This window comes from Variovorax sp. dw_308 (assembly GCF_019207085.1).
In the GTDB taxonomy this organism is placed as follows: domain Bacteria; phylum Pseudomonadota; class Gammaproteobacteria; order Burkholderiales; family Burkholderiaceae_C; genus Variovorax.
This window is the reverse complement of sequence record NZ_JAATOM010000017.1, coordinates 42,825-65,104: the sequence shown is the minus strand read 5'-3', so window position 1 is coordinate 65,104 and position 22,280 is coordinate 42,825. Positions and strand designations below refer to the sequence as shown.

Here is a 22,280-nt window from a genome sequence, read left to right as displayed (position 1 = left end):
AAAGTGAATCAGCGGCCTTCATGGCCGCTTTTTCATGCCCAGATCACCGAGCGCATCGAGATCGAGGCGGACTGGAAATCGGTGTTGAAGAAGCGCGGTGATTCGCCGGCTTCCACGGCGCCGGCGGCATAGAGAAGCGGCAGGTATGTAGTCCATGCTCAGTTGCAGCACCGGGATTTCGGCCTTCGGAAACATCGGCTTCAGCACCGACCAGGTGCCATGGTCAAAGCCCCATTCCGAATCGTCGAGCGCGACGGCGGCGCCGCTGAATGGCTGGCGCAGCGCCCGGCCGATGTCTGCAGCGGCCTGGGGCGCGCTCGGCGCGGGGTACTGCTGGTCGAACAATTCCTGAGGAAAGCCGCCGAAGTCATGGATGGTCTTGGGCCTGGCCATGCCGGTGAGGTACCAGCCGCCGCGTGTCAGCCAGTGCGCGGAAATGCAGAGGATCAATTGCGGTGGCGGATACTTCGCGCCGAACTCCGCGCCCAACGCCTCCCAGCTGCGCCGGTAGGCGTTGTCCCCGATCGCATTCATCGGGCTGCCGTGGCCGACGAACAGCACCGGCATGCGCGGCGATTTCCTGAGCGACCTGAACGCCTCCGCAGCCGCGACGTCAGCCAGCGGCAGCGCGCCGCCCAAGGCGCTTGCAATGAAGACGCGGCGCTGCATCAAGATTTCAGCCCACCCATGTCATCGCGATGGCAGTCGACCGGGTGTCCGATCGCGGCATCAGCCCACCCACTTGCGCGCATTGCGCCAGAGCTGAATCCACGGGCTGAAGTCGCTCTTGTCGCCCGATGTCCAGCTCATCTGGATGTTGCGGAAGACGCGCTCGGGGTGCGGCATCAACGCGGTGAAGCGACCGTCCGCCGTCGTGACCGAGGTCAGGCCGCCAGCGCTGCCGTTCGGGTTGAACGGGTACTGCTCGGTGGGCTGGCCGTGGTTGTCGACGTAGCGCATGGCGGCGATGGCCTGGGCCGCATTGCCGCGGTGCTTGAAGTTGGCATAGCCCTCGCCATGCGCCACCGCGATCGGCAGGCGGCTGCCGGCCATGCCGCCGAAGAAGATGCTGGGCGAATCCAGCACTTCCACCATCGACAGGCGCGCCTCGAAGCGCTCGCTCTGGTTGGTCGTGAAGCGCGGCCAGTGTTCGGCACCGGGGATGATGCCCGCAAGCTCGGCGAACATCTGGCAGCCATTGCAGACGCCCAGGCCGAAGGTGTCGCCCCGGGCGAAGAAGGCCTGGAACTGCGCCGAGAGCTTGGGGTTGAAGGTGATGCTGCGAGCCCATCCGATGCCGGCGCCGAGGGTGTCGCCGTAGCTGAAGCCGCCGCAGGCGACCATGCCCTGGAAATTGGCCAGGTCGGCCCTGCCAGTCTGCAGGTCTGTCATGTGGACGTCGAAGGCTTCGAAGCCGGCCTCGGTGAAGGCGTAGGCCATCTCGACGTGGGAGTTGACGCCTTGTTCGCGGAGGATGGCGACCTTGGGGCGGGACGTCAGGATTGCCGGAGAGCCCTCGCCCCGGCCCTCTCCCGCTTGCGGGAGAGGGAGGAAGACGTGCATGCCGGGGTTCTTGGGGTCGCCGGCTGTCGAGTGTTCCGAATCGGCGCAAGCCGGGTTGTCGCGCTCGCGGGCGATCTTCCAGCTGACCGAATCCCAGACCTGGTGCAGGTCGTGCAGGCTGGCGCTGAAGACCGACTTGGCATCGCGCCAGACTTCGAGCTTGCCCTTGCCCGCTTCCATCGGGGACGACTCGGGACGTGTCTTGCCGACGAAATGACTGTGGGCGCTCAGGCCGTGGGCGCGCAGCACCTGCATCACCTCGTTGCGCTCGGCGGTGCGCACTTGCAGCAGCATGCCGAGTTCTTCGTTGAACAGCGCCTTGAGCGTGAGTTCCTCGCGGCGGGCGCTGACCTGCTGCGCCCAGTTCTTGGCGTCGCCGGTTTCCATGCGGCTGTCGGAAATGCCATCGCCTTCCGTGACCAGCATGTCGACGTTGAGCGCCACGCCGACGTGGCCCGCAAAGGCCATCTCGCAGGCGGCGGCGAACAGGCCGCCGTCGCTGCGGTCGTGCATCGCGAGGATCTTGCCGTCGGCGCGCAGGGCGTTGACGACGGTCACCAGGCTCACCAGTTGCGCCGGGTCGTCGAGGTCTGGCACCGTGTCGCCGCTCTGGCCCAGCGTCTGCGCCAGGATGCTGCCGGCCATGCGGTGCTGGCCGCGCCCCAGGTCGATGAGGACCAGCGTCGTATCGGCCTCCTCTGCGTTCAATTGCGGCGTCAGCGTGCCGCGCACGTCGGCCAGCGTGGCGAAGGCCGTCACGATCAGGCTGACCGGCGAAGTGACCTTCTTCTTCTCGTCGCCGTCGGACCACTGGGTGCGCATCGACAGCGAATCCTTGCCGACCGGGATCGACACGCCCAGCGCCGGGCACAGCTCCAGGCCGACGGCCTTGACGGTCTCGTAGAGCGCGGCGTCTTCGCCGGGCTCGCCGCAGGCGGCCATCCAGTTGGCCGACAACTTGACGCGTGACAACTCGATCGGCGCGGCCAGCAGGTTGGTGATCGCCTCGGCAACCGCCATGCGGCCGGAAGCCGGCGCATCCAGCGCGGCCAGCGGCGTGCGCTCGCCCATGCTCATCGCCTCGCCGGCAAAGCCCTTGTAGTCGGCCAGCGTGACGGCGCAATCGGCCACCGGCACCTGCCACGGGCCGACCATCTGGTCGCGATGGCTGAGGCCGCCGACGGTGCGGTCGCCGATGGTGACGAGGAAGCGCTTGGACGCCACCGTCGGGTGGGACAACACGTCGATGGCGGCCTTCTGCAGGTCGACGCCGGTCAGGTCGAGCGGCTTGAAGTTGCGGGCGATCGTCTTGACGTCGCGCAGCATCTTGGGGGGCTTGCCCAGGAGGACGTTCATGGGCATGTCGACGGCCGTGCCCTCACCCCCGCCCTCTCCCGGAGGGAGAGGGAGTGAACCCGCTTGGCCCCCTCCCCCCTCCGGGGAGAGGGCTGGGGTGAGGGACAGCTCCCCAACAAGCAACTGCCGCTCCTCAGTCGCCACACCGACGACGGAAAACGGACACCGCTCCCGCTCGCAGAACCCAGTGAACTGCGCCAAGGATTCCGGCGCAATCGCCAGCACATAGCGCTCCTGGCTCTCGTTGCACCAGATTTCCTTCGGCGCCATGCCTGACTCTTCCAGCGGCACCGCACCCAGGTCGAAGCGCGCCCCTCGCTCGGCGTCGTTGGTCAGTTCCGGGAAGGCATTGCTCAAACCGCCAGCGCCGACGTCATGGATCGCCAGGATCGGGTTGGACTCACCCTGCTGCCAGCAATGGTTGATCACCTCCTGCGCCCGACGCTCGATCTCGGGGTTGCCGCGCTGCACCGAGTCGAAATCGAGTTCGGCCGCGTTGGCGCCGGTCGCCATCGAACTGGCGGCGCTGCCACCCATGCCGATGCGCATGCCCGGCCCGCCCAGCTGGATCAGCAAGGAGCCCGCGGGGAACTGGATCTTCTTCGTCTGGCCCGCGTCGATGCTGCCCAGCCCGCCGGCGATCATGATCGGCTTGTGATAGCCGCGCCGCACGGTGCCTTCGTCGGACGCGATGGCCTGCTCGTATTCGCGGAAGTAGCCCAGCAGGTTGGGCCGGCCGAACTCGTTGTTGAATGCGGCGCCGCCGAGCGGACCCTCGGTCATGATCTGCAACGGACTCGCGATGTGCTCGGGCTTGCCGTAGTGGCCATCCTCCGGCCACAGCTTCGACACCGTGAAGCCGGTCAATCCGGCCTTGGGCTTCGAGCCGCGGCCGGTGGCGCCCTCGTCGCGGATTTCCCCGCCCGCGCCCGTGGACGCCCCGGGAAACGGCGAGATCGCGGTCGGATGGTTGTGCGTCTCGACCTTCATCAGCACATGGCTGAGCGCGCTTTCCTTCGCATAGGCGCCGCCGCGCGCCACGAAGCGCTCGATCTGCGCGCCTTCCATGATCGACGCGTTATCGGCATAGGCGACCACCGTGTGCTGCGGGTTCTGCTTTTCGGTGTGGCGGATCATGCCGAACAGGCTGTGCGGCTGCGGCTGGCCGTCGATGACGAAGTCGGCATTGAATATCTTGTGCCGGCAGTGTTCGCTGTTGGCCTGCGCGAACATCATCAGCTCGACGTCGGTCGGGTTGCGGCCGAGCCGGGTGAAAGCGTCGACCAGGTAGTCGATCTCGTCCTCGGCCAGCGCCAGGCCGAACTGGGTGTTCGCAGTTTCGAGCGCAGCACGGCCGCCCGCCAGCACGTCCACATGCGCCATCGGCTGTGCCGGCAGTTCGGCGAACAGCGAATGCGCGCTGTCCAGCGTCGGCAGCACCGATTCGGTCATGCGGTCGTGCAGCAGCGCGGACACGCCCACCAGCGCGTCCGTGTCGAGCACCGGCGCCTTGCCGAGCAGCGGCTTTTTCAGCGACAGCCGGTATTCCGTGACGCGCTCGATGCGCCGCACCGCGAAGCCGCAGTTGTGGGCGATGTCGGTCGCCTTGGAGGCCCAGGGCGATACGGTGCCCAGGCGCGGCGCCACCACGACGGAGGCGCCCGCGTCCCGCTCTTCGAAGGGTTCGCCGTAGGTCAGGAGGGCCTGCAATTGCGCCTGCTGCGCCGCGTCAGGCGCCGTATCGGTGGCGACCAGGTGGACGAATCGCGCCGAGACGCCGTCGATGCGCGCATCCACGGCCTGCAGGCGCGGCAGCAGCTGGCGCGCCCTGAAATCGCTGAGTGCGTCGCCGCCTTCGAAACGCGTTACGACGAGGGGATGGTGCGGGGTCACGGGCTGCGTCACGGGTCGGGATAGGCCTTGGAGGCCTCGTTTGAGATGGAACAGGCGGGGGACTGAAAGGCGGCGGCCGCTGACTGGGGCCATCCGCGCAAGCCGGAGATTTTAGTCAACACCGGAGGGATAATTGACAGTTATGAGCATTACCTACAACGACGCCGCCGGCATCGCAGCCATGCGAGTCGCGTGCCGCCTTGCCTCCGAGGTGCTGGACCACCTCACGCCGCTGATCAAGCCGGGCATCACGACGAACGACATCGACCGTTGGGCCGCCGAGTACATGGTGAAGCAAGGCACCACCTCGGCCACGGTCGGCTACATGGGCGCGAGCAGCACGCCCTACCCGAAGTCGCTGTGCACCTCGGTCAACCACGTGGTGTGCCACGGCATCCCCAACGACAAGCCGCTCAAGAAGGGCGACATCGTCAATGTCGACGTCACCGTCATCAAGGACGGCTGGTTCGGCGACAACAGCCGCATGTTCATCGTCGGCGACGCGTCGATCGCGGCCAAGCGGCTGTGCTCGGTCACCTTCGAGGCGATGTGGCACGGCATCCTGCAGGTCAAGCCCGGCGCGCACCTGGGCGACGTGGGCCATGCGATCCAGAAGTTCGCGGAAGGCAACGGCTATTCGGTGGTGCGCGAGTTCTGCGGCCACGGCGTGGGCCGGCGCTTCCACGAGGAGCCGCAGGTGCTTCACTACGGCCGCCCCGGCACCATGGAAGAACTCAAGCCGGGCATGATCTTCACGATCGAGCCGATGATCAACGCCGGCAAGCGCGACATCAAGGAAGACGCCAAGGGCGGCCAGTACGACGGCTGGACCATCGTCACGCGCGACCATTCGCTGTCCGCCCAATGGGAACATTCGGTGCTGGTCACCGAGACGGGCTACGAGGTCCTGACCTTGTCGGCCGGCAGCCCGCCGCTGCCATCGTTCGTGAAAGCCACGGCCACTTGACAGTCCCTGCCGCGGTCGACGTGCCCATGCTGCGCGAGGCCTATCGCGCCCACAAGCGCGCCCTGTTCGACACCCTGCGGTTCGCACGCGCGCCCACGCGCAGCGTGCATACCGTGTTGCGCGAGTTGTCGGCGCTGGCCGACGAGACGCTGCGCGCCCTCTGGGCCGATGCAGACTTCGGCAACCAGTTGTCGCTGGTGGCTGTCGGTGGATTCGGCCGGGGCGAACTGTTCCCCTACTCCGACGTCGATGTGCTCCTGTTGCTGCCCGAACCCTTCGAGGGCGAGGTCGCGCCGGAGCGCCTCGAGGCCTTCATCGGCCACTGCTGGGACGCGGGCCTGGAGATCGGCTCCAGCGTGCGCACGCTCGGCGAATGCCTCGCGGAAAGCGCGAAGGACGTGACGGTGCAGACTTCGCTGCTCGAATCGCGCCTGGTCACCGGCGACAAGAAGCTCTACGCCACGTTCCGCAAGGGGTTCCAGGCGGCCATTGATCCGCAGGCCTTCTTCATCGCCAAGTCGCAGGAAATGCGGCATCGCCACCAGAAATACGAGAACACGCCCTACGCGCTGGAGCCGAACTGCAAGGAGTCGCCGGGCGGCCTGCGCGACCTGCAGGTCATCCTGTGGATGACCAAGGCGGCCGGCTTCGGGCAGCGCTGGGACGACCTCGCCAAGAACGGCCTGGCCACCGCCTTCGAGGTGCGCCAGATCAAGCGAAACGAAGCGCTGCTGAGCCTGGTCCGCGCGCGCCTGCACGTGATCGCCAACCGGCGCGAAGACCGCCTTGTGTTCGACATGCAGACCGCGGTGGCCGCCACCTTCGGCTACGAGGGCGAGTCACAGCGCAAGGCCAGCGAGGCGCTGATGCGGCGCTACTACTGGGCGGCCAAGGCGGTGACGCAGCTCAACCATATCCTGCTGCTCAACATCTCCGAGCGGCTGCAGCCGATGGGCGAGGAGCCGGTGCGCATCAACGACCGCTTTTTCGAGAAGGCGGGACTGATCGAGGTGGCGAGCGACGACCTCTACGTGCGCGACCCGCATGCAATCCTCGAGACCTTCCTGCTCTACCAGAAGACCATCGGGGTGAAAGGCCTGTCGGCTCGTACCCTGCGTGCGCTGTACAACGCGCGGCACGTGATGGACAGCAAGTTCCGCAACGACCGCGTGAACCACGTCACCTTCATGCGCATGCTGGTGGAACCGCGCGGCATCACGCACGCCTTCCGACTGATGAACGAGACCTCGGTGCTCGGACGCTACCTGCGCGTGTTCCGCAGCATCGTCGGCCAGATGCAGCACGACCTGTTCCATGTGTACACGGTGGACCAGCACATCCTCATGGTGCTGCGCAATATCCGGCGCTTCTTCATCGCCGAGCATGCCCACGAATACCCGTTCTGCTCGCAGCTGGCGGCCGGCTGGAACAAGCCGTGGATCCTCTACGTGGCGGCACTGTTCCACGACATTGCCAAGGGCCGCGGCGGCGACCACTCACGGCTCGGCTCGCTCGACGTGCGCCGCTTCTGCGCGCAGCACGAGATCGCCCGCGAGGACGCCAAGCTCATCGAATTCCTCGTGGCCGAACACCTCACCATGAGCACGATCGCGCAGAAGCAGGACCTGAGCGATCCGGAGGTGATCGGCGCGTTTGCAAAGAAGGTCGGCAGCGAGCGATACCTCACGGCGCTCTACCTCCTGACCATCGCCGACATCCGCGGCACCTCCCCGCGCGTCTGGAACGCCTGGAAGGGCAAGCTGCTGGAAGACCTCTACCGCGCCACGCTGCGCGCGCTGGGCGGCCACATGCCCGACGCGGGCGCCGAGATCGAGGCCCGCAAGCACGAGGCGCTGGTCGAACTCGCGCTCTATGCGCAACCGGCCGATGCCCACAAGGCCCTGTGGGAAACGCTCGACATCGGCTATTTCATGCGCCACGAAGCAGGCGAGATCGCATGGCATGCGAAGCAGTTGTCGCGCCGCGTGCCGATGGCAGGCGTGCCGATCGACCCCCATGCGGCGGCGCTGGTGCGCGCGCGCCTCTCGCCGGTGGGCGAAGGACTGCAGGTGGTCGTGTACACGCCCGACCAGATGGACCTGTTCGCGCGCATCTGCGGCTATTTTGAACAGGCCTCCTTCAGCATCCTGGATGCCAAGGTGCATACCACCACCAACGGCTACGCGCTGGACACCTTCCAGGTGGTCGCCACTTTCATCCCCGAGCACTACCGCGACTTGATCAGCCTGGTCGAATCGGGCCTGAGCAAGACCCTCGACGAAGCCGGCGCCCTGCCCCCGCCCGGCAAGGGGCGCGTGTCGCGCCGCGTGCGCAGCTTCCCGATAAAGCCGCGCATCAGCCTGCTGCCCGACGAGAAGGCGCAGCGCTGGCTGCTCAACATCTCGGCCAGCGACCGGGCGGGCCTCCTTTATTCGGTGGCGCGCGTGCTGGCCCGGCACCACCTGAACCTGCAGCTTGCCAAGGTCACGACGCTCGGCGAACGGGTGGAAGACACTTTCCTCATCAGCGGGCCGGAACTGCAGGGGCAGCGTGCGCAACTGGCGATCGAGACGGAATTGCTGGAGGCGCTGGCCTCCTGACCGCATGTCCGCGCCACGCCATCACCGCGCGCGCGGCTTCCAGAACAACTACATCGAGTTCGAACCCAGGTCGCTGGCGGATGTCCTGCGCTGGCGCGTGGCTGCCGCGCGCGAGGGGTTGCCGCGCCCGCCCTCCGCGCCGATCCCCCAGCTGCCGCCTTCGCTGGACTTCTTGCGTGCGAATGCGAGCGGGCCGGGGCAGCAGGCCGCGGTCACCTGGATCGGGCATGCCACGGTGCTCGCGCAGTTCGGTGGAATCTCACTCCTGACGGACCCGGTGTTCTCGGAGCGCTGCTCGCCCTTCAGCTTTGCCGGACCGAAGCGCCACCAGTCGCCGGCCATCGCGCTGGCAGACCTGCCGCACATCGACCTGGTGGTGGTCTCGCACAACCACTATGACCACCTGGACCGCCCGAGCGTGGAAGCGCTCGGCAGGCAACCCGGTGGCTCGGCCCTGTTCGTGGTGCCGCTGGGCCTGGCGGCATGGTTCCGCGATCTCGGCCTGGACAACGTCGTCGAACTGGACTGGTGGCAAAGCCATCCCCTGGCGGTGCCCGGTCGCGCGGACGTCGACGTGATGCTGGTGCCCGCGCAGCACTGGTCCGCCCGCGGCGTGCGCGACCGCATGCGGACGCTGTGGGGCGGCTTCGCGGTCCTCGCACCCGATTGCCACCTGTTCTTCGCAGGCGACACAGGCTATTCGCGTGACTTCGCGGACATTCGCCAGCGGCTCGCGGCCCGGCAGGGCGCAGCGCAAGGTGGCGGGTTCGACATCGCCCTGCTGCCGATCGGCGCCTACGCACCGCGGTGGTTCATGGCAACGCAGCACATCGACGTGGCCGAAGCCGTAAAGATCCATCTGGACATCGGCGCCAAGCGATCGCTCGGCATCCATTGGGGCACGTTCGAGCTGACCGACGAGCCGCTGGACGAGCCACCGCAGAAGCTCGCCGAGGAGCGCGGAGCGCAGCGAATCGACGAAGACGCGTTCTTTACGGTGGCGATCGGCGGTACGCGCCGGCTGCCGCCCCGCCCGTAGGCCTATCGTCCCTGCGTGCCCAGCCTGCGCTCCAGCCAGGCGCTGTAGCGCGACAGCCCAAAGCACATCACCCAGTAAACCAGCGCCAGGAACAGGTAGCCCTCGAGGTAGAACGGCCGCCAGGTCGGGTCGCCCCCCAGCGCCAGTCCCAGCGCGCCGGTCAGTTCGAACAAGCCGACCACCGTCACCAGCGAGGTGTCCTTCAACGTGCCCACGACGCTGTTGGTCAACGCGGGCACGACGAGCCGCAGCGCCTGCGGCAGGATGATGTCGCGCTGCACCGGCCAGCGGCCGAAACCCAGGGCCATCGCCACCTCGGTCTGCCCGCGCGGCACCGCCTGCAGGCCGCCGCGGATGATCTCGGCAAGATAGGCCGCGACGAAGAGGCTGAGCCCGGCCAGCACGCGCACCAGCACGTCGGGCTGCCAGCCGGCCGGCCACAACAGCGGCAGCAGGAACGACGCCATGAACAGCACCGAGATCAGCGGCACGCCTCGCACCAGCTCAATGTAGGTCGCGCTCAGTGTGCGTGCGGCCGGCCACAAGGAGCGACGCCCCAGCGCAAGCAGCAAGGCCAGCGGAAAAGCCAGGGCCAGCCCCACCACGGCCAGCCCGATCGTCAGTGGCAGGCCGCCCCATTGGCTTGTCGGCACCGTCGCCAGCCCGAACACACCGCCGCGCATCAGCATGAGGAACAAGGCCAGGGCCAACACCCACAGGGGCAGCAGCCACCAGCGCCAGAAGCGGGGCCACGCGCTCAGCAGCGTCGTGGCCGACAACACGATCACCGCAACAGCCGGACGCCATTGGTCCGCATAGGGATAGCGCCCGAACAGCATCGGCCGCCACTTCTCCGCGACCACGCCCCAACATGCGCCCTGCGCAGCGCGGCATGCATCGGCATCCGGGCGAAAGACCGCGTGCAGCACCGCCCAGTCGAACAGATGCACCCCACCCCATGCGAACACCGCCAGCAACAGCAAGGTCGCGGCAGCGCGCAGCGGCGAGCCGAACAACTCCGCGCGCACGCCATGCCCGGCGCCGGTGTTCATTCGAACACCTCCTTGCTGCGCAGCGCGGCGCGAACGCCTTGCGACGGCCGGGCGCGGCTCATTGCCACCCTCGCATCGCCACGCGCGCGTTGTAGCGATTCATCAGCGCCGAGGTCAGCAACGACAGCGCGAGGTATATGGTCATGATCACCGCAATGCATTCGAACGCGCGGCCGGTCGAGTTGAGCGAGGTGTTGGCGATGGACACCAGTTCGGGATAGCCCACCGCGACGGCGAGCGAGGAATTCTTCGTCAAGCTCAGCAACTGGTTGGTCAGCGCAGGCACGATCACGCGCAGCGCCTGCGGCAGCACCACGATGCGCAGCTGCTGCCCCGGCGTCAGCCCAAGCGCCTGCGCCGCGAGCTTCTGCCCCGCCGACACGGAGGCGATACCCGCCCGCACGATCTCCGCGATGAAGGCGGCTGTGTAGAGCGCAAGCGCCAGCACCACCGCCAGGTATTCGGGACTCAGCGCCGCGCCGCCAGTGACGTTGAAGCTGCCGCGCTCGGGCCAATCGAAATGGCTGGGCCAGAAACTGCCGGGCTCGCCAACCGGCCATGGCATCGACAGCCCGCCCTTGCTGAGCCAGAAGCCGGGCGCGAGTTCGATGGCCTCCGTCGAGTCAGGCAACAGTTGCGTGATGGCGAAGTACAGCATCAGCAGTTGCAGCAGCAACGGCACGTTGCGCACGGTCTGCACATAGATCGCGCACAGCCAGCGCACCAGCATGTGCGGCGCGAGCCGCCCGATGCCCAGCAGCGTGCCGAGCACCACGGCGATCGCCGCGGCCGGCACTGAGGCTCGCACCGTATTCACCAAGCCAGCCAGGAAGGCGCGCCACAGCGGCTGGCTGCCATCGAAATCCAGCCAACCCTCGGCCACTTCGAAGCGCGCCGCATCCCAGAGGAAGTCGAAGCCCGAACGCACACCGCGCGCACGCAGGGTTTCGAGCGCGTGGTGGACGAGCCAGAACACGCCGCCCACTACCGCCATCACCAGCAGCGCCTGGAGCGCCCAGCCGAGCCAGGCACTTCGCCGCCCGTCCATCAAATGCTGCTCTTGCCAGGAACACCGCGGAGCCGAATCCGCCCAGCGGCGGATATCGCCGCGCGGCAGAAGCTTGTTGCAGCCGCACGCACTGCCGCGGAGCCTGGTGCGAGCGTCATTTCACCGGCAGCGCGTAGAGCAGGCCGCCCTTGTTCCACAGGTTGTTGGCGCCGCGCGGCAACTTCAGCACCGACTTCGGCCCGACGTTGCGCTCGAAGATCTCACCGTAGTTGCCCACGGCCTTGATGGCGCGGTACGACCAGTCCTTGTCCAGCCCCAGCAGCTTGCCGAGGTCGTCGCCGCTGCCAACCAGGCGCTGTTGCGCGGGGTCCTTGCTGGTGGCCTTGAGCGCATCGATGTTCTCCTGCGTGATCCCGGCCTCCTCCGCCTCGATGAGCGCATTGGGGACCCACTTGACGATGGCGAACCATTCGTCGTCGCCGCGCCGAACCGCGGGCGCGAGCGGCTCCTTGGAGATCAGCTCCGGCAGGATGAGGTAGTCGTCGGGGTTGGTCGCTTCCTTGTTGCGCAGGCCCGCCAGCGCCGACGTGTCGGTGGTGAAAGCCTGGCAACGGCCCGCGAAGAAGGCCTTGAACGAGGCCTCGAAGCTCTCGAACACCACGGTCTTGACCGGGATGTTGTTGGCCTTGGACCAGTCGGCCACGTTCTTCTCGTTGGTGGTGCCCGATTGGGTGCAGATGGTCGCGCCCTTGAGCTGCTTTGCACTCGTCACCTTGATCTTCTTCGGCACCAGGAAACCCTGGCCGTCGTAGTAGTTGATCGTGGTGAAGTTGAATCCGAGCGACGCATCGCGCGTGAGGTTCCAGGTTGTGTTGCGCGCCAAGATGTCGACCTCGCCGGCTTGCAACGCGGCAAAGCGTTGCTGCGAATTGAGCGGCACGAAGTCGACCTTCTTTCCGTCGCCAAGCACCGCGGCTGCGATGGCGCGGCAGGTGTCGACGTCCAGGCCCGACCAATTGCCCTGCGTGTCCGGCGCCGAGAAGCCGGCCACGCCATTGGTCACGCCGCACTTCACGGTGCCGCGCTGCTTGACGGCATCGAGCGTCTTGCCGGCGAAGGCGGGCGCGGCGGCAGCCAATGCGAGGGTGGCCGCTACCGTGGAAACAACGGCAAGCGCAGGTCGAAAACGATGGTTCATGGAGGTTCCTCAATTGTCAGCAGCGGGCAGTTTACGGGGATGCCCCTTGTGGCTGCAAAGGGATGCGACTGGCAGACAATCGCGCCCTCTTCATTCGTAGTTAAAAGGTTACTTGCATGATCCGTTCCGATGACACTGGCAAGCTGATTCTTCGCCTGGCCCTGGGCCTGCTGATCCTGCTGCACGGCGTCGCCAAGCTCAGCACCGGCGTCGGCTTCGTCGCCAGCGCCCTCGCCTCGCACGGCTGGCCGTCGGCGCTGGCTTACCTGGTCTATGTCGGCGAGATCGTCGCGCCTGTGCTGCTGATCGTGGGGATCTACACCCGACCGGCCGCCTGGATCACCGTGATCAACATGCTGGTTGCGATCGCGCTGGTGCACATGAAGGACCTCTCCTCGCTCGGCAAGAGCGGCGGATGGGCACTGGAACTCCAGGGCATGTTCCTGTTTGCCGCGCTGGCCGTGGCCTTCCTTGGCGCCGGACGATTCAGCGTGGGCGGCACCAGCGGCAAGTACAACTGACGAGGTGTGAATCTTTCTACTGCGGACGCCGAACGCGGGCCTGCGGTGTTGGCTCCGGCATGACAAGCGCTTCGCGCAGTTGTCAGCCTCTGCCGCAACTTCGTTGTCACTGCACGAGAGTGCGGTTCCGCGCCGCAGACCCGACCTCGGCGCCCTCGCAACGAAATCTTCACGCGTTCTTCGCGCCTCGGGGCGCGCTGGTAGACGGAGCGAACAGCCCCATCCACGCCGAAGGGCGCAGGCTCCTGGGGGGATTTACCGAGCGCAAAGTACAACGCGCGTAGTAAGCTTTGAACGAGCGCGCTTGGCGCTTGCACAGAATAATCAGGGAGACAAATCATGCATGCCTTCATTGGCCATGATCGCATTCGGCATGGAGATATGCGCCGCTTGACGCAACAGCGATATCCATCGCCCGACCGTCAACTGCGCCCGCACGACGACCCGGCAGCGCCCGGTTGCTTCGAGCAAGGGATCGATTCCTGAGTCCCTTCAACGACCTCTTGGGCCCGCCGGCCAGAGTCCCTCGCCTCGATCTCCGCTAGACCTTCCTGACTGTCGCAGCCGCGATGGTCCTTCGAGAGCGCCATCGCGTTTGCCTGACGCAGATGCGCGCAGCAGGCGAACAGCTTTCTCGAAGCGAGTACGGCCACGAGGCGCATCCTTCCTTTGCCAAATCGATCCCATGCGCGTCTGGTTCAACCGCCCTTTTGCCCTCGCCTACCGTGTCCTGTCCCTGATCAGGGAGGCGGACACAGCCCGGCGCTTCACACTCATCTGCACCCACAAGAAGACATGGTTCACCGGCTATGCCGCTGCCGACGAATGGCAGGTGGAGCCCGTCGGACTCGATGTCGACGCGTATCGCGACTGGTGCCTGGACTTCGCCGTCAGGCAACAGATCGACGTCATCGTCCCCGGCCACGAAGCGGCCGCCGTGGTCGGTTGCAGCGAGAAGTTCGCGGCGCAGGGCATACGCATATTGGCGCCAGCCAGCGGCGACACGCTGCCCCTGCTGCACGACAAGTCGTGGGTCTATCGGCAACTCGCGGACCAGGATTTCCTGGCGAGTTCCGTCGAACTGCGTGACCCCGCCACGCTGGGCGAGGCAGTGAAGACGATCTGGGCGCAAGGCCATCGCGCCTGCATCAAGCCCACCGTATCGGTCTACGGCAAGGGCTTCTATCGGCTGATGCATCCCCGCGACACGCGCAGGCCCTTGCGCGGCTTGACGCTGTCGGAATGGGCGAGGAAGGCGGTCGCGGAGGACGGCACCTGCGCCGCGCAGCAGGTCCTCGAATACTTGCCAGGCCACGAGTTCAGCGTGGATTGCGTCGCGGACCGGGGTCGTTGGGTGACCGGCGTCGTGCGGAAGAAAGCCATCCTCAGCGACACCCAACTGCTGGACGACGACCCGCTCCTGCTGGGTCATGCGCAATGCCTGGTCGAACGCTTCGGGCTGAACGGCATGATCAATGTGCAGTTCAAGGAAGACGCCCACGGCAAGCCCAGGCTGCTGGAAATCAACCCGCGCGCATCCGGCGGCGTGGCCATGAGTTGCTTGTCCGGCATCAACCTGCCTTACCTCGCCCTGCGCGGCTTTGTCGACGGCTATGACGGACTCGTCATTCCCCAGGTCCGCCTGCGGCAGCGCGTGACCGAAGTGGCCGTGGCCATCAGCCTGCCCACCAGCCATGCGCAATAGCAATGAGGCCGTGATGCAGGAAGCGATGCAGGCGCATGTAGAAATGCCGACCGGCTGCCTGAAGGTTTCGGTGGACCGAGCGGATTGGCCTTTGCACGAACTCTGCGGATTTGCCGCGCGACACAACCCCAGGCGCGGCTTCCTGTTTGTCAGCAAGGTGCTGGGCAAGCACTGGCCCTGCAAGCCATCCACGATGCGTGCTGCGCATCTCGCGCTGGCAGCCAGGTTGGCTCCGCCGGGTGATGCGCCCGCACTGTTCATCGGCCTTGCCGAGACGGCGACCGGCCTCGGCCAGGGCGTGTTCGAGCAATACCTCGCGCGATTCGGCGCCGGCAGTGCGCTGTACGTTCAAACCACCCGCTATCCGTTGTCGGGCGCGGAAATGCTGCCCTTCCTGGAGCGTCACAGCCACGCGCAGAACCTGCGCCTGCATGTGCCGGCGCGCGAGGACTGGGCCGCCATGTTCAGGCGCGCGCGGCTGCTGGTGCTGGTGGACGACGAGTTGAGCACCGGCGACACCTACCTCAGCCTGATCGCCGCCTACAGCGCACAGAATCCCGCGCTCGAGGAAATCGCCGCCGTGTCGCTCAGCAATTTCATGGGCGAGGCAGGCCAGGCGCGATTTCACGAGCAACTGGCCTTGCTGGACGTGACCGGTGCACCGTCCAGGAAAGTGAGCTTTCCCGCCCTGGTGGAAGGCCAGTTCACCTTCTCTGCGAACCCGGATTTCCAGGCGCCTCCTCCGCCGGCAGCACAGGCGGACATGGATTGCCGCCGCGCCTACGACAGCAGCGCCAGTGCACGCCTGGGAAGCGACGCCCTCCTGCAATTGCCCGCGTCGCTCGTTGCCGGACTGGTCGACACGCTGCCGCGCCACAAGCCGGTGCTGGTGCTGGGCAGCGGCGAGTTCATGCATCCCGCCTACGTGCTGGGCACGGCGTTGGAAGAGGCCGGCCTGGACGTCCGTATCCAGTCCACCACGCGCTCTCCCGTGCTCGTGGGCGCCAGCATCGAGTCCCGCCTGGCGCTGCCGGACCTGTACGGCGAAGGCATTCCGAACGCGCTCTACAACTTCAAGGCCGAGGACTACGGTGCGGTGCTGCTGTGTCACGAGTCCCCTGGGGATGGCGACGACGGCGGCCTCGCCACCAGCTTGCGGCTGCTGGGAGCCCGCGCCGTCGGCTTCAACGGGGGGAGCGCTGCATGAGCGCCGCCCGGCCGCCCGAAGGCGCTCGCACCGCAGCGCGCAGCGCGAAGGTCACCCAATGAGCGCCGCCCGGCCGCCCGTGTTCGTGTTCAGCGACCTGGACAACACGCTGTTCTCCAGCGCGCGCAAACGTGCCCCAGGCGAGGATGCGCAGCCTGCCGCGTTGCTCCGGAATGGCGACGTCGTGTCGTACAGTAACGGTCGGCAGCGCGCCCTTCTGGACTGGCTGGCGCGAGATGCCCGACTGGTGCCGGTGACAGCACGCAGCGTGGAAGCCTATCGCCGTGTCCTGCTGTCGTTCTCCGGCCCTGCCATCGTGGGCTTCGGCGGCGTGCTGCTGGACGCGGATGGCCAGGAAGACGCCGAATGGGCGGCCCACATGGCGCAGGTCCTGGGGCCGGCCGCACCTTTGCTGGAGGAAACCTGCCAGCTGCTGCAGGCTGCGATCGATGCCCGCGGATTGAACGCGTGGGCGCGCGTGATGCACGAAGGCGGGCTGGCGCAATACGTGGTCGCAAAGCACCGCGAGCACGACGCCGATGCGCTGAGGCAACTCGGCGATGAGGTGCTGGGCCCGTGGCTGGCGGCGCATGCCGGGTTTCGCAGCCATCAGAACGCCAACAACCTCGCGTTGCTCCCGCCGGGGCTGGACAAGTCCGCCGCCCTGGCATTCCTGTTGTCTCGCTTGCGCTCGGTGCATGGCGAGATCGTGAGCATCGGCTTCGGGGACAGCTACAGCGATGCCGATTTCATGGCCTTGTGCGACTACGGCATGACGCCGGGCGGCACGCAACTGGGTCATCGGCTGGCCGGCCAGAAGGAGCGCACGCATGCTGGATGACCGCGCGCCGCTGCATGGCAGCTACCTGGCCGAAGACGTTCGCTTCCTGCTGAAGCCCCTCACGCTGGCGCCCATCACCGACACCGCGGAAAAGGAGCGCCTGATCCAGACAGGGCAGCGCCACTACAGCGAAATGATCGGCCGCGAGCAGTTGCCTTCGCCGGAGTACTTCTCGCTGTTCGAGCAGGCCGTGGAACGCAACGCGGCATGCATGGCGCGTGACGTCATGCGGCTGGCCCGGCACATCGTCGCAGCACGCGGAAAGGACATCACGCTGGTGTCGTTCGCCCGTGCCGGCACGCCCGTCGGCGTGCTGTTGCGCCGCACGCTGGCGATGTACTTCGACATCGATGCTCCGCACTATTGCGTCTCCATCGTCCGCGATCGCGGGCTCGACGCCGTTGCGCTGGATTTCATCTTGTCCAGGCATGCATCGGACTCGCTGGTCTTCGTGGATGGCTGGACCGGCAAGGGCGCCATCGCGCGCGAGCTGGTTCGCTCGCTGGCGTCATTCAACGCCAGCCGCCGCTTGACCATTCCAGCGCAGCTCTTCGTGCTGTGCGACCTTGCCGGGCAGGCATTCGCGGCGGGATCGTCGGATGACTACCTCATCCCTTCGGCCGTGCTCAATTCGACGGTGTCCGGCCTCGTGAGCCGTTCCATCCTCAACGAGCAGATCGGCCCCAAGGATTTCCATGGCTGCCTGCTTTACCCGGAATGGCAGGCGCAGGACCGGTCCCGGTGGTTCGTCGAAGGCATCGCCCAGGCGTTGCAGGACGACAGTGATCGATACCTGTCGGAGCCCCTGCCCCCGCACGATGCCGTGCGGCTGCGGGCGAAGTCGCAAGCACTTCTTGATGGGCTTGCCCGCCGCTACGACATCCAGGACGTCAACCTCATCAAGCCCGGTATTGGCGAGTCCACGCGCGTGATGTTGCGCCGCATGCCTCACATGCTCCTGCTGCGAAATCGCACGGACCCCGCCACGGCGCACCTGGCGTGGCTGGCCGAAAGGGCGTACGTGCCCATTGAACTGGACCCGGCGCTGCAAGTGCGTGCGGCCGCCGTCATCAAGACACTTGGAGAGGACTGATTTCGCCTATGAAACCCGCCACTGCCTGCGCGCCGCATCTGGGCGCTTCGCTCTACGTGCCGGCGACCCGTTCGAAGTTGGGCGCGGTCCTTTCCGGACGCGAAATACCGGCCTTGCGCTCCGTCATCGCCTGCACCGAGGACGCCGTTGCCGATGGCGAACTGGAAGGCGCTTTGGCCAACCTGGCCGCTGTCCTTCGGGCGCTGGATCCGTCTGAACTGCGGCCCGACCTGCTGCGCTTCGTGCGTGTGCGCAATCCCGTCGTGATGGCGCGCGTACTGGCGATGCCCGGGGTCGAGAAGCTCGACGGCTTCGTCCTGCCGAAGTTCACGATGACGGTGCTGCCGCAATACCGCGCTCTGTTGAAGGGCAGGAATTTCTGGCTCATGCCCACGCTTGAAACGCCCGAGGTCTTCAACCCCGACGCCATGCACGAACTGTCCCGGGCGCTCTGCCAGGATGAATGGAAGTCGAGGATCCTGGCTTTGCGCGTGGGCGGCAGCGATTTGCTGCGCCTCCTGGGCCTGCGTCGCACGCGCGGGTTCACCTTGTACGACACGCCGTTGGGCAGCCTGCTTTCTCAACTGGTGTTGACGTTCAAGCCACTGGGATTCGCCCTGACCGCGCCCGTGTTCGACTTCATCGAAGACGAACATGTCCTTGCACAGGAGGCCAGGCGCGACGCTGCTTTCGGCTTCTGCGGCAAGACCGCGATCCATCCCGCGCAGATCACGACGATCGAGGCGGCCTTTCACGTGAGCGCCAGCGAGTTGATTGCGGCGCGCCGCCTGATGGAGCCCGATTGCCCCGCCGTCTTCAAGCACGACGGCACCATGTACGAAGCGGTGGTCCACCGCGATTGGGCCCGGCAGGTCATTGCCAGGCGCGAAATGCTGGCGCTGTAGGGTGTGCCTCGTACGACCTTGCAATCAAGCGCAGAACAAGGCGGAGCGCCGAAGACGGTACGGTAGCACGGCAAGTCGATCCAACGCAGTGATGCGCTTGATCCCGAAGTCGTATCAGTCGTCCTCGCTGGCGTCGAGCCCCGGAAACAACACCTCGGTAAAGCCGAAGCGCGAGAAGTCGCGCACGCGCATCGGGTACAGCTTGCCCAGCAAGTGATCGACTTCATGTTGCACCACGCGCGCATGGAAGCCGCTCACCGTGCGGTCGATCGGGTCGCCGTACGGATCGAAGCCGGTGTAGCGGATGTTCGCGAATCGCGGCACCACACCGCGCAGGCCCGGCACTGAAAGGCATCCCTCCCAGCCCTCCTCCTCTTCGTCGCCGATCGGCGTGATGACGGGGTTGAGCAGCACCGTGCGCGGCACCAGCGGTGCATCCGGATAACGGGGATTGACGGCGTCGGTGCCGAAGATCACGAGTTGCTGGTCGACGCCGATCTGCGGTGCTGCCAGGCCGGCGCCGTTCACCGAATGCATGGTCTCGAACATGTCGCGCACCAGCATGTGGAGTTCGTCGGTGTCGAATGCGGGGACGGGCTGGGCGATGCGCAGCAGGCGCGGATCGCCCATTTTCAGAATCTCGCGAATAGTCATCTGTCGATTATCGCGAGGGACGTTCCGCAAATCACGGACCCGAGGGATGCTCAGCACCCACCGGTCCCTGGATCACCCGCTCCCCGCCAGTCTGCCAACCTGGCTGCCTTGGCGGGGCCTGGCGAGGGCCACCCTGGGCAGGACCGGGGCCCTGCCGCGCATAACCTTGGCCATAGCCGGGACGCGGTGCATTCCCCGGGCCATATCCCGGATGTGGCGCAGGGCCCGGCGCGTACCCGGGCCGGTAGGCAGGACGGCCGTAATAGCCACGGTCGTAGTAACCGCCACCGCCGCCCCAATAACCGCCAACGCCGACGCCAACCGTCACCGGCGGCGCGACGACCACCGGGCCGGGTTCTCCGTAGTAAGGCTGTCCGTAGCCCTGGTCGCCGTAGTAGTAGCCCGGCGCCACGCACCCGGTCAGCGCAGCCGCTGCACCCACCGCGGCCAACAATGCAAGGAATCGAATTCTGTTCATGGCAAATGCCTCCTGGTCAACCTGTTCAACGGCCCGGCGCCGTCACTGTTGACCGCACCAGGGTGGCGCGAGGTAAACCCGGGGTAAACCTCAATCCGGCTTTGCCAACATTTCGAGCATTCGTGCTTCGTCGATCACTTCGACACCGAGTTCACGCGCCTTGTCGAGCTTGCTGCCTGCTTCGGCGCCTGCCACGACATACGTCGTCTTCTTGCTGACGGAGCCCGAAACCTTGGCACCGGCTGCTTCCAACTTGTCCTTGGCTTCGTCACGGCCGAGCGTAGGAAGAGTGCCGGTGATAACGAAGGTCGTGCCCGCGAGCGGTTTGGGCGCGCGCGCCGCGGGCTCGCCCTCTTCCCACTGCAGGCCGCAGGCACGCAATTGTTCGACCACTTCGCGGTTGTGGGCCTGGTCGAAAAAGGTGCGCAGGCTTTGCGCAACCACCGGGCCGACGTCGTTGACCTCGAGCAGTTGTTCCTCGGTCGCGTCCATGATCGCGTCGAGCTTGCCGAAATGCTTGGCCAGGTCCTTGGCCGTGCTCTCGCCGACATGGCGGATGCCGAGGCCGAACAAGAAGCGGTTCAAGGTCGTCGTCTTCGACTTCTCCAGCGCCTCGACAATGTTCTTCGCCGACTTCTCGGCCATGCGGTCGAGCCCGACCAGCGTGGTGAAACCGAGCTTGTAGAGGTCCGGCAAGGTGCGGATCAGGTTGGCGTCGACCAGTTGTTCGACCAGCTTGTCGCCGAGCCCCTCGACTTCCACCGCGCGGCGCGCCGCGAAATGCAGGATCGCCTCCTTGCGCTGGGCGCCGCAGAACAATCCACCGGTGCAACGGTAGTCGGCCTCGCCCTCCTCGCGCACCGCATCCGAGCCGCAGACCGGGCACTTGTGCGGCATCGTGAAGATGGCGCCGCGCTGGTCGCCCGGCTTCGCGATGCTCTCCGCCACCACGCCGACCACTTCGGGAATCACGTCGCCGGCGCGCCGCACGATGACCGTGTCGCCCACGCGCACGTCCTTGCGGCGCGCCTCGTCCTCATTGTGGAGCGTGGCATTGGTGACAGTCACGCCGCCGACGAACACCGGCGCCAGCTTGGCCACCGGCGTGAGCTTGCCGGTGCGGCCGACCTGGATGTCGATGGCCAGCACTTCGGTGAGTTGCTCCTGCGCCGGGTACTTGTGGGCCACCGCCCAGCGCGGCTCGCGAGAGACGAAGCCGAGTTGCCGCTGCAGCGCCAGGCTGTCGACCTTGTAGACCACGCCGTCGATGTCATACGGCAAGCCATCGCGCGCACGGCCCATTGCCTCGTGGAACGCCACCAATGCCGCGGCGCCGAGCGCGCGTTGCGTCTGTGTCGCGACCGGGAATCCCCAGGCCGCGAACTGCTGCAGCCAATCGAACTGGGTCGCGCAATCCGGGCCGCCTTGTTCGGCTGGCGTGACTTCGCCGAGCCCATAGGCGAAGAAGCTCAACGGGCGCGCCGCCGCAATCGCCGGATCGAGCTGACGCACGGCGCCGGCCGCTGCATTGCGCGGATTGACGAACACCTTCTCGTTCTTCTGCCCGGCAGCGATCTTCTCGCGCTGGCGCTCGTTCAGCGCCTCGAACTGGTCGCGGCGCATGTAGACCTCGCCGCGCACTTCCACCACGGGAGGCGCATCGCCCTGCAGGCGCAGCGGTATCTGCTGGATGGTGCGAATGTTCTGCGTGACGTCCTCGCCCACCTCGCCGTCGCCACGCGTGGCGGCCTGCACCAGCACGCCGTCTTCATAGCGCAGGTTCATCGCAAGGCCGTCGAACTTGAGCTCGCAGATGTATTCGATGGGTGGCGCGTCCTCCGCGAGCCCCAGTTCACGACGCACGCGCGCGTCGAAGGCGCTGGCGCCGCCGGCGGTGATGTCGGTCTCCGTGCGGATCGACAGCATCGGCACCTTGTGGCGCACCTTGATGAAGCCATCGAGCACCTTGCCGCCGACGCGCAAGGTCGGTGAATCGGGCGTCCGCAGTTCAGGGTGCTCGGCCTCGATGGCTTGCAGGCGCTGGAACAGCTTGTCGTACTCCGCGTCCGGAAGCTCGGGCGCGTCGAGCACGTAGTAGAGGTGCGCGTGGTGGCGCAGCTTCGATCGCAGGCTCGCGGCCTCGTCGGTTGCCGACTGCTTGTTGGGTGGGGTCATGTCGGAATCGTCTGCAAGATTGTC

17 protein-coding genes and 1 pseudogene are annotated in these 22,280 nt (G+C 66.5%); 9 read left to right on the top strand and 9 right to left on the bottom strand.

Features of this window, described 5'->3' with window-relative positions:
• Nucleotides 1-32: 32 nt before the first annotated feature.
• Nucleotides 33-567, bottom strand: a pseudogene (locus tag HCU76_RS26065) (dioxygenase).
• Between the two features lie 162 nt (nucleotides 568-729).
• The gene (gene purL / locus HCU76_RS26060) at nucleotides 730-4,824 is read right to left on the bottom strand and encodes a phosphoribosylformylglycinamidine synthase (RefSeq protein ID WP_345944784.1); all 4,095 of its coding nucleotides are present in this window, start codon (nucleotides 4,822-4,824) and stop codon (nucleotides 730-732) included.
• 130 nt (nucleotides 4,825-4,954) lie between these two features.
• Here purL and map point away from each other — a divergent pair, with 130 nt between their 5' ends.
• The 3 genes from map to HCU76_RS26045 are packed head-to-tail and all read left to right on the top strand — an operon-like array spanning nucleotide 4,955 to nucleotide 9,418.
• On the top strand, nucleotides 4,955-5,779 hold the full coding sequence (gene map / locus HCU76_RS26055) for a type I methionyl aminopeptidase (protein WP_213958661.1): 825 nt from the start codon (nucleotides 4,955-4,957) through the stop codon (nucleotides 5,777-5,779).
• Between the two features lie 26 nt (nucleotides 5,780-5,805).
• Nucleotides 5,806-8,379, top strand: a complete 2,574-nt coding sequence (locus HCU76_RS26050; RefSeq protein WP_371319904.1) for a [protein-PII] uridylyltransferase — start codon at nucleotides 5,806-5,808, stop codon at nucleotides 8,377-8,379.
• Between the two features lie 4 nt (nucleotides 8,380-8,383).
• Nucleotides 8,384-9,418, top strand: coding sequence for an MBL fold metallo-hydrolase (locus HCU76_RS26045; RefSeq protein WP_218511040.1), 1,035 nt, complete (start codon nucleotides 8,384-8,386; stop codon nucleotides 9,416-9,418).
• A gap of 2 nt (nucleotides 9,419-9,420) precedes the next feature.
• Here HCU76_RS26045 and HCU76_RS26040 read toward each other — a convergent pair whose 3' ends face one another.
• The 3 genes from HCU76_RS26040 to HCU76_RS26030 form a co-directional block, all read right to left on the bottom strand.
• The gene (locus tag HCU76_RS26040) at nucleotides 9,421-10,470 is read right to left on the bottom strand and encodes an amino acid ABC transporter permease (protein ID WP_213958658.1); all 1,050 of its coding nucleotides are present in this window, start codon (nucleotides 10,468-10,470) and stop codon (nucleotides 9,421-9,423) included.
• A gap of 58 nt (nucleotides 10,471-10,528) precedes the next feature.
• A complete protein-coding gene (locus HCU76_RS26035; RefSeq protein WP_213958657.1) occupies nucleotides 10,529-11,518 on the bottom strand; it encodes an amino acid ABC transporter permease in 990 nt (329 codons plus the stop codon).
• A gap of 115 nt (nucleotides 11,519-11,633) precedes the next feature.
• Complete coding sequence (locus HCU76_RS26030) at nucleotides 11,634-12,677, bottom strand: amino acid ABC transporter substrate-binding protein (protein WP_213958656.1); 1,044 nt, start codon at nucleotides 12,675-12,677, stop codon at nucleotides 11,634-11,636.
• A gap of 116 nt (nucleotides 12,678-12,793) precedes the next feature.
• Between HCU76_RS26030 and HCU76_RS26025 the strand changes: the two genes are divergently transcribed.
• On the top strand, nucleotides 12,794-13,198 hold the full coding sequence (locus HCU76_RS26025) for a DoxX family protein (protein WP_213958655.1): 405 nt from the start codon (nucleotides 12,794-12,796) through the stop codon (nucleotides 13,196-13,198).
• Nucleotides 13,199-13,522: 324 nt separating this feature from the next.
• Here HCU76_RS26025 and HCU76_RS26020 read toward each other — a convergent pair whose 3' ends face one another.
• Nucleotides 13,523-13,669: a hypothetical protein gene (locus HCU76_RS26020; protein WP_213958654.1), complete on the bottom strand. Its 147-nt coding sequence runs from the start codon at nucleotides 13,667-13,669 to the stop codon at nucleotides 13,523-13,525.
• A gap of 214 nt (nucleotides 13,670-13,883) precedes the next feature.
• Here HCU76_RS26020 and HCU76_RS26015 point away from each other — a divergent pair, with 214 nt between their 5' ends.
• The 5 genes from HCU76_RS26015 to HCU76_RS25995 are packed head-to-tail and all read left to right on the top strand — an operon-like array spanning nucleotide 13,884 to nucleotide 18,949.
• Complete coding sequence (locus HCU76_RS26015) at nucleotides 13,884-14,903, top strand: ATP-grasp domain-containing protein (protein ID WP_218511039.1); 1,020 nt, start codon at nucleotides 13,884-13,886, stop codon at nucleotides 14,901-14,903.
• On the top strand, nucleotides 14,893-16,110 hold the full coding sequence (locus HCU76_RS26010; RefSeq protein ID WP_213958652.1) for a phosphoribosyltransferase domain-containing protein: 1,218 nt from the start codon (nucleotides 14,893-14,895) through the stop codon (nucleotides 16,108-16,110). Before HCU76_RS26015 ends, HCU76_RS26010 begins: the two co-directional genes overlap by 11 nt.
• A 58-nt stretch (nucleotides 16,111-16,168) precedes the next feature.
• Complete coding sequence (locus tag HCU76_RS26005; RefSeq protein WP_213958651.1) at nucleotides 16,169-16,951, top strand: hypothetical protein; 783 nt, start codon at nucleotides 16,169-16,171, stop codon at nucleotides 16,949-16,951.
• Nucleotides 16,941-18,044 carry a cysteine protease StiP domain-containing protein gene (locus tag HCU76_RS26000; protein ID WP_213958650.1) on the top strand — a complete coding sequence of 368 codons (1,104 nt, stop codon included), beginning with the start codon at nucleotides 16,941-16,943 and terminating at the stop codon, nucleotides 18,042-18,044. Before HCU76_RS26005 ends, HCU76_RS26000 begins: the two co-directional genes overlap by 11 nt.
• 8 nt (nucleotides 18,045-18,052) lie before the next feature.
• Nucleotides 18,053-18,949 carry an HpcH/HpaI aldolase/citrate lyase family protein gene (locus tag HCU76_RS25995; RefSeq protein WP_213958649.1) on the top strand — a complete coding sequence of 299 codons (897 nt, stop codon included), beginning with the start codon at nucleotides 18,053-18,055 and terminating at the stop codon, nucleotides 18,947-18,949.
• Nucleotides 18,950-19,063: 114 nt separating this feature from the next.
• Here HCU76_RS25995 and def read toward each other — a convergent pair whose 3' ends face one another.
• The 3 genes from def to ligA all read right to left on the bottom strand — a co-directional run bounded on the left by def (nucleotide 19,064) and on the right by ligA (nucleotide 22,256).
• Nucleotides 19,064-19,603, bottom strand: a complete 540-nt coding sequence (def, locus tag HCU76_RS25990) for a peptide deformylase (RefSeq protein ID WP_213958648.1) — start codon at nucleotides 19,601-19,603, stop codon at nucleotides 19,064-19,066.
• Nucleotides 19,604-19,634: 31 nt separating this feature from the next.
• Entirely contained in the window at nucleotides 19,635-20,081 is a 447-nt protein-coding gene (locus HCU76_RS25985) for a hypothetical protein (RefSeq protein WP_213958647.1), read from the bottom strand.
• Between the two features lie 90 nt (nucleotides 20,082-20,171).
• On the bottom strand, nucleotides 20,172-22,256 hold the full coding sequence (gene ligA, locus HCU76_RS25980) for an NAD-dependent DNA ligase LigA (RefSeq protein ID WP_213958646.1): 2,085 nt from the start codon (nucleotides 22,254-22,256) through the stop codon (nucleotides 20,172-20,174).
• Nucleotides 22,257-22,280 lie beyond the last annotated feature (24 nt).

Bases quoted from the DNA above. Each gene is read 5' to 3' on its own strand.
- map (WP_213958661.1), top strand. From the start codon at position 4,955: ATGAGCATTACCTACAACGACGCCGCCGGCATCGCAGCCATGCGAGTC.
- HCU76_RS26050 (WP_371319904.1), top strand. From the start codon at position 5,806: ATGCTGCGCGAGGCCTATCGCGCCCACAAGCGCGCCCTGTTCGACACC.
- HCU76_RS26045 (WP_218511040.1), top strand. From the start codon at position 8,384: ATGTCCGCGCCACGCCATCACCGCGCGCGCGGCTTCCAGAACAACTAC.
- HCU76_RS26040 (WP_213958658.1), bottom strand. From the start codon at position 10,470: ATGAACACCGGCGCCGGGCATGGCGTGCGCGCGGAGTTGTTCGGCTCG.
- HCU76_RS26035 (WP_213958657.1), bottom strand. From the start codon at position 11,518: ATGGACGGGCGGCGAAGTGCCTGGCTCGGCTGGGCGCTCCAGGCGCTG.
- HCU76_RS26030 (WP_213958656.1), bottom strand. From the start codon at position 12,677: ATGAACCATCGTTTTCGACCTGCGCTTGCCGTTGTTTCCACGGTAGCG.
- HCU76_RS26025 (WP_213958655.1), top strand. From the start codon at position 12,794: ATGATCCGTTCCGATGACACTGGCAAGCTGATTCTTCGCCTGGCCCTG.
- HCU76_RS26015 (WP_218511039.1), top strand. From the start codon at position 13,884: ATGCGCGTCTGGTTCAACCGCCCTTTTGCCCTCGCCTACCGTGTCCTG.
- HCU76_RS26010 (WP_213958652.1), top strand. From the start codon at position 14,893: ATGCGCAATAGCAATGAGGCCGTGATGCAGGAAGCGATGCAGGCGCAT.
- HCU76_RS26005 (WP_213958651.1), top strand. From the start codon at position 16,169: ATGAGCGCCGCCCGGCCGCCCGTGTTCGTGTTCAGCGACCTGGACAAC.
- HCU76_RS26000 (WP_213958650.1), top strand. From the start codon at position 16,941: ATGCTGGATGACCGCGCGCCGCTGCATGGCAGCTACCTGGCCGAAGAC.
- HCU76_RS25995 (WP_213958649.1), top strand. From the start codon at position 18,053: ATGAAACCCGCCACTGCCTGCGCGCCGCATCTGGGCGCTTCGCTCTAC.
- def (WP_213958648.1), bottom strand. From the start codon at position 19,603: ATGACTATTCGCGAGATTCTGAAAATGGGCGATCCGCGCCTGCTGCGC.
- HCU76_RS25985 (WP_213958647.1), bottom strand. From the start codon at position 20,081: ATGAACAGAATTCGATTCCTTGCATTGTTGGCCGCGGTGGGTGCAGCG.
- ligA (WP_213958646.1), bottom strand. From the start codon at position 22,256: ATGACCCCACCCAACAAGCAGTCGGCAACCGACGAGGCCGCGAGCCTG.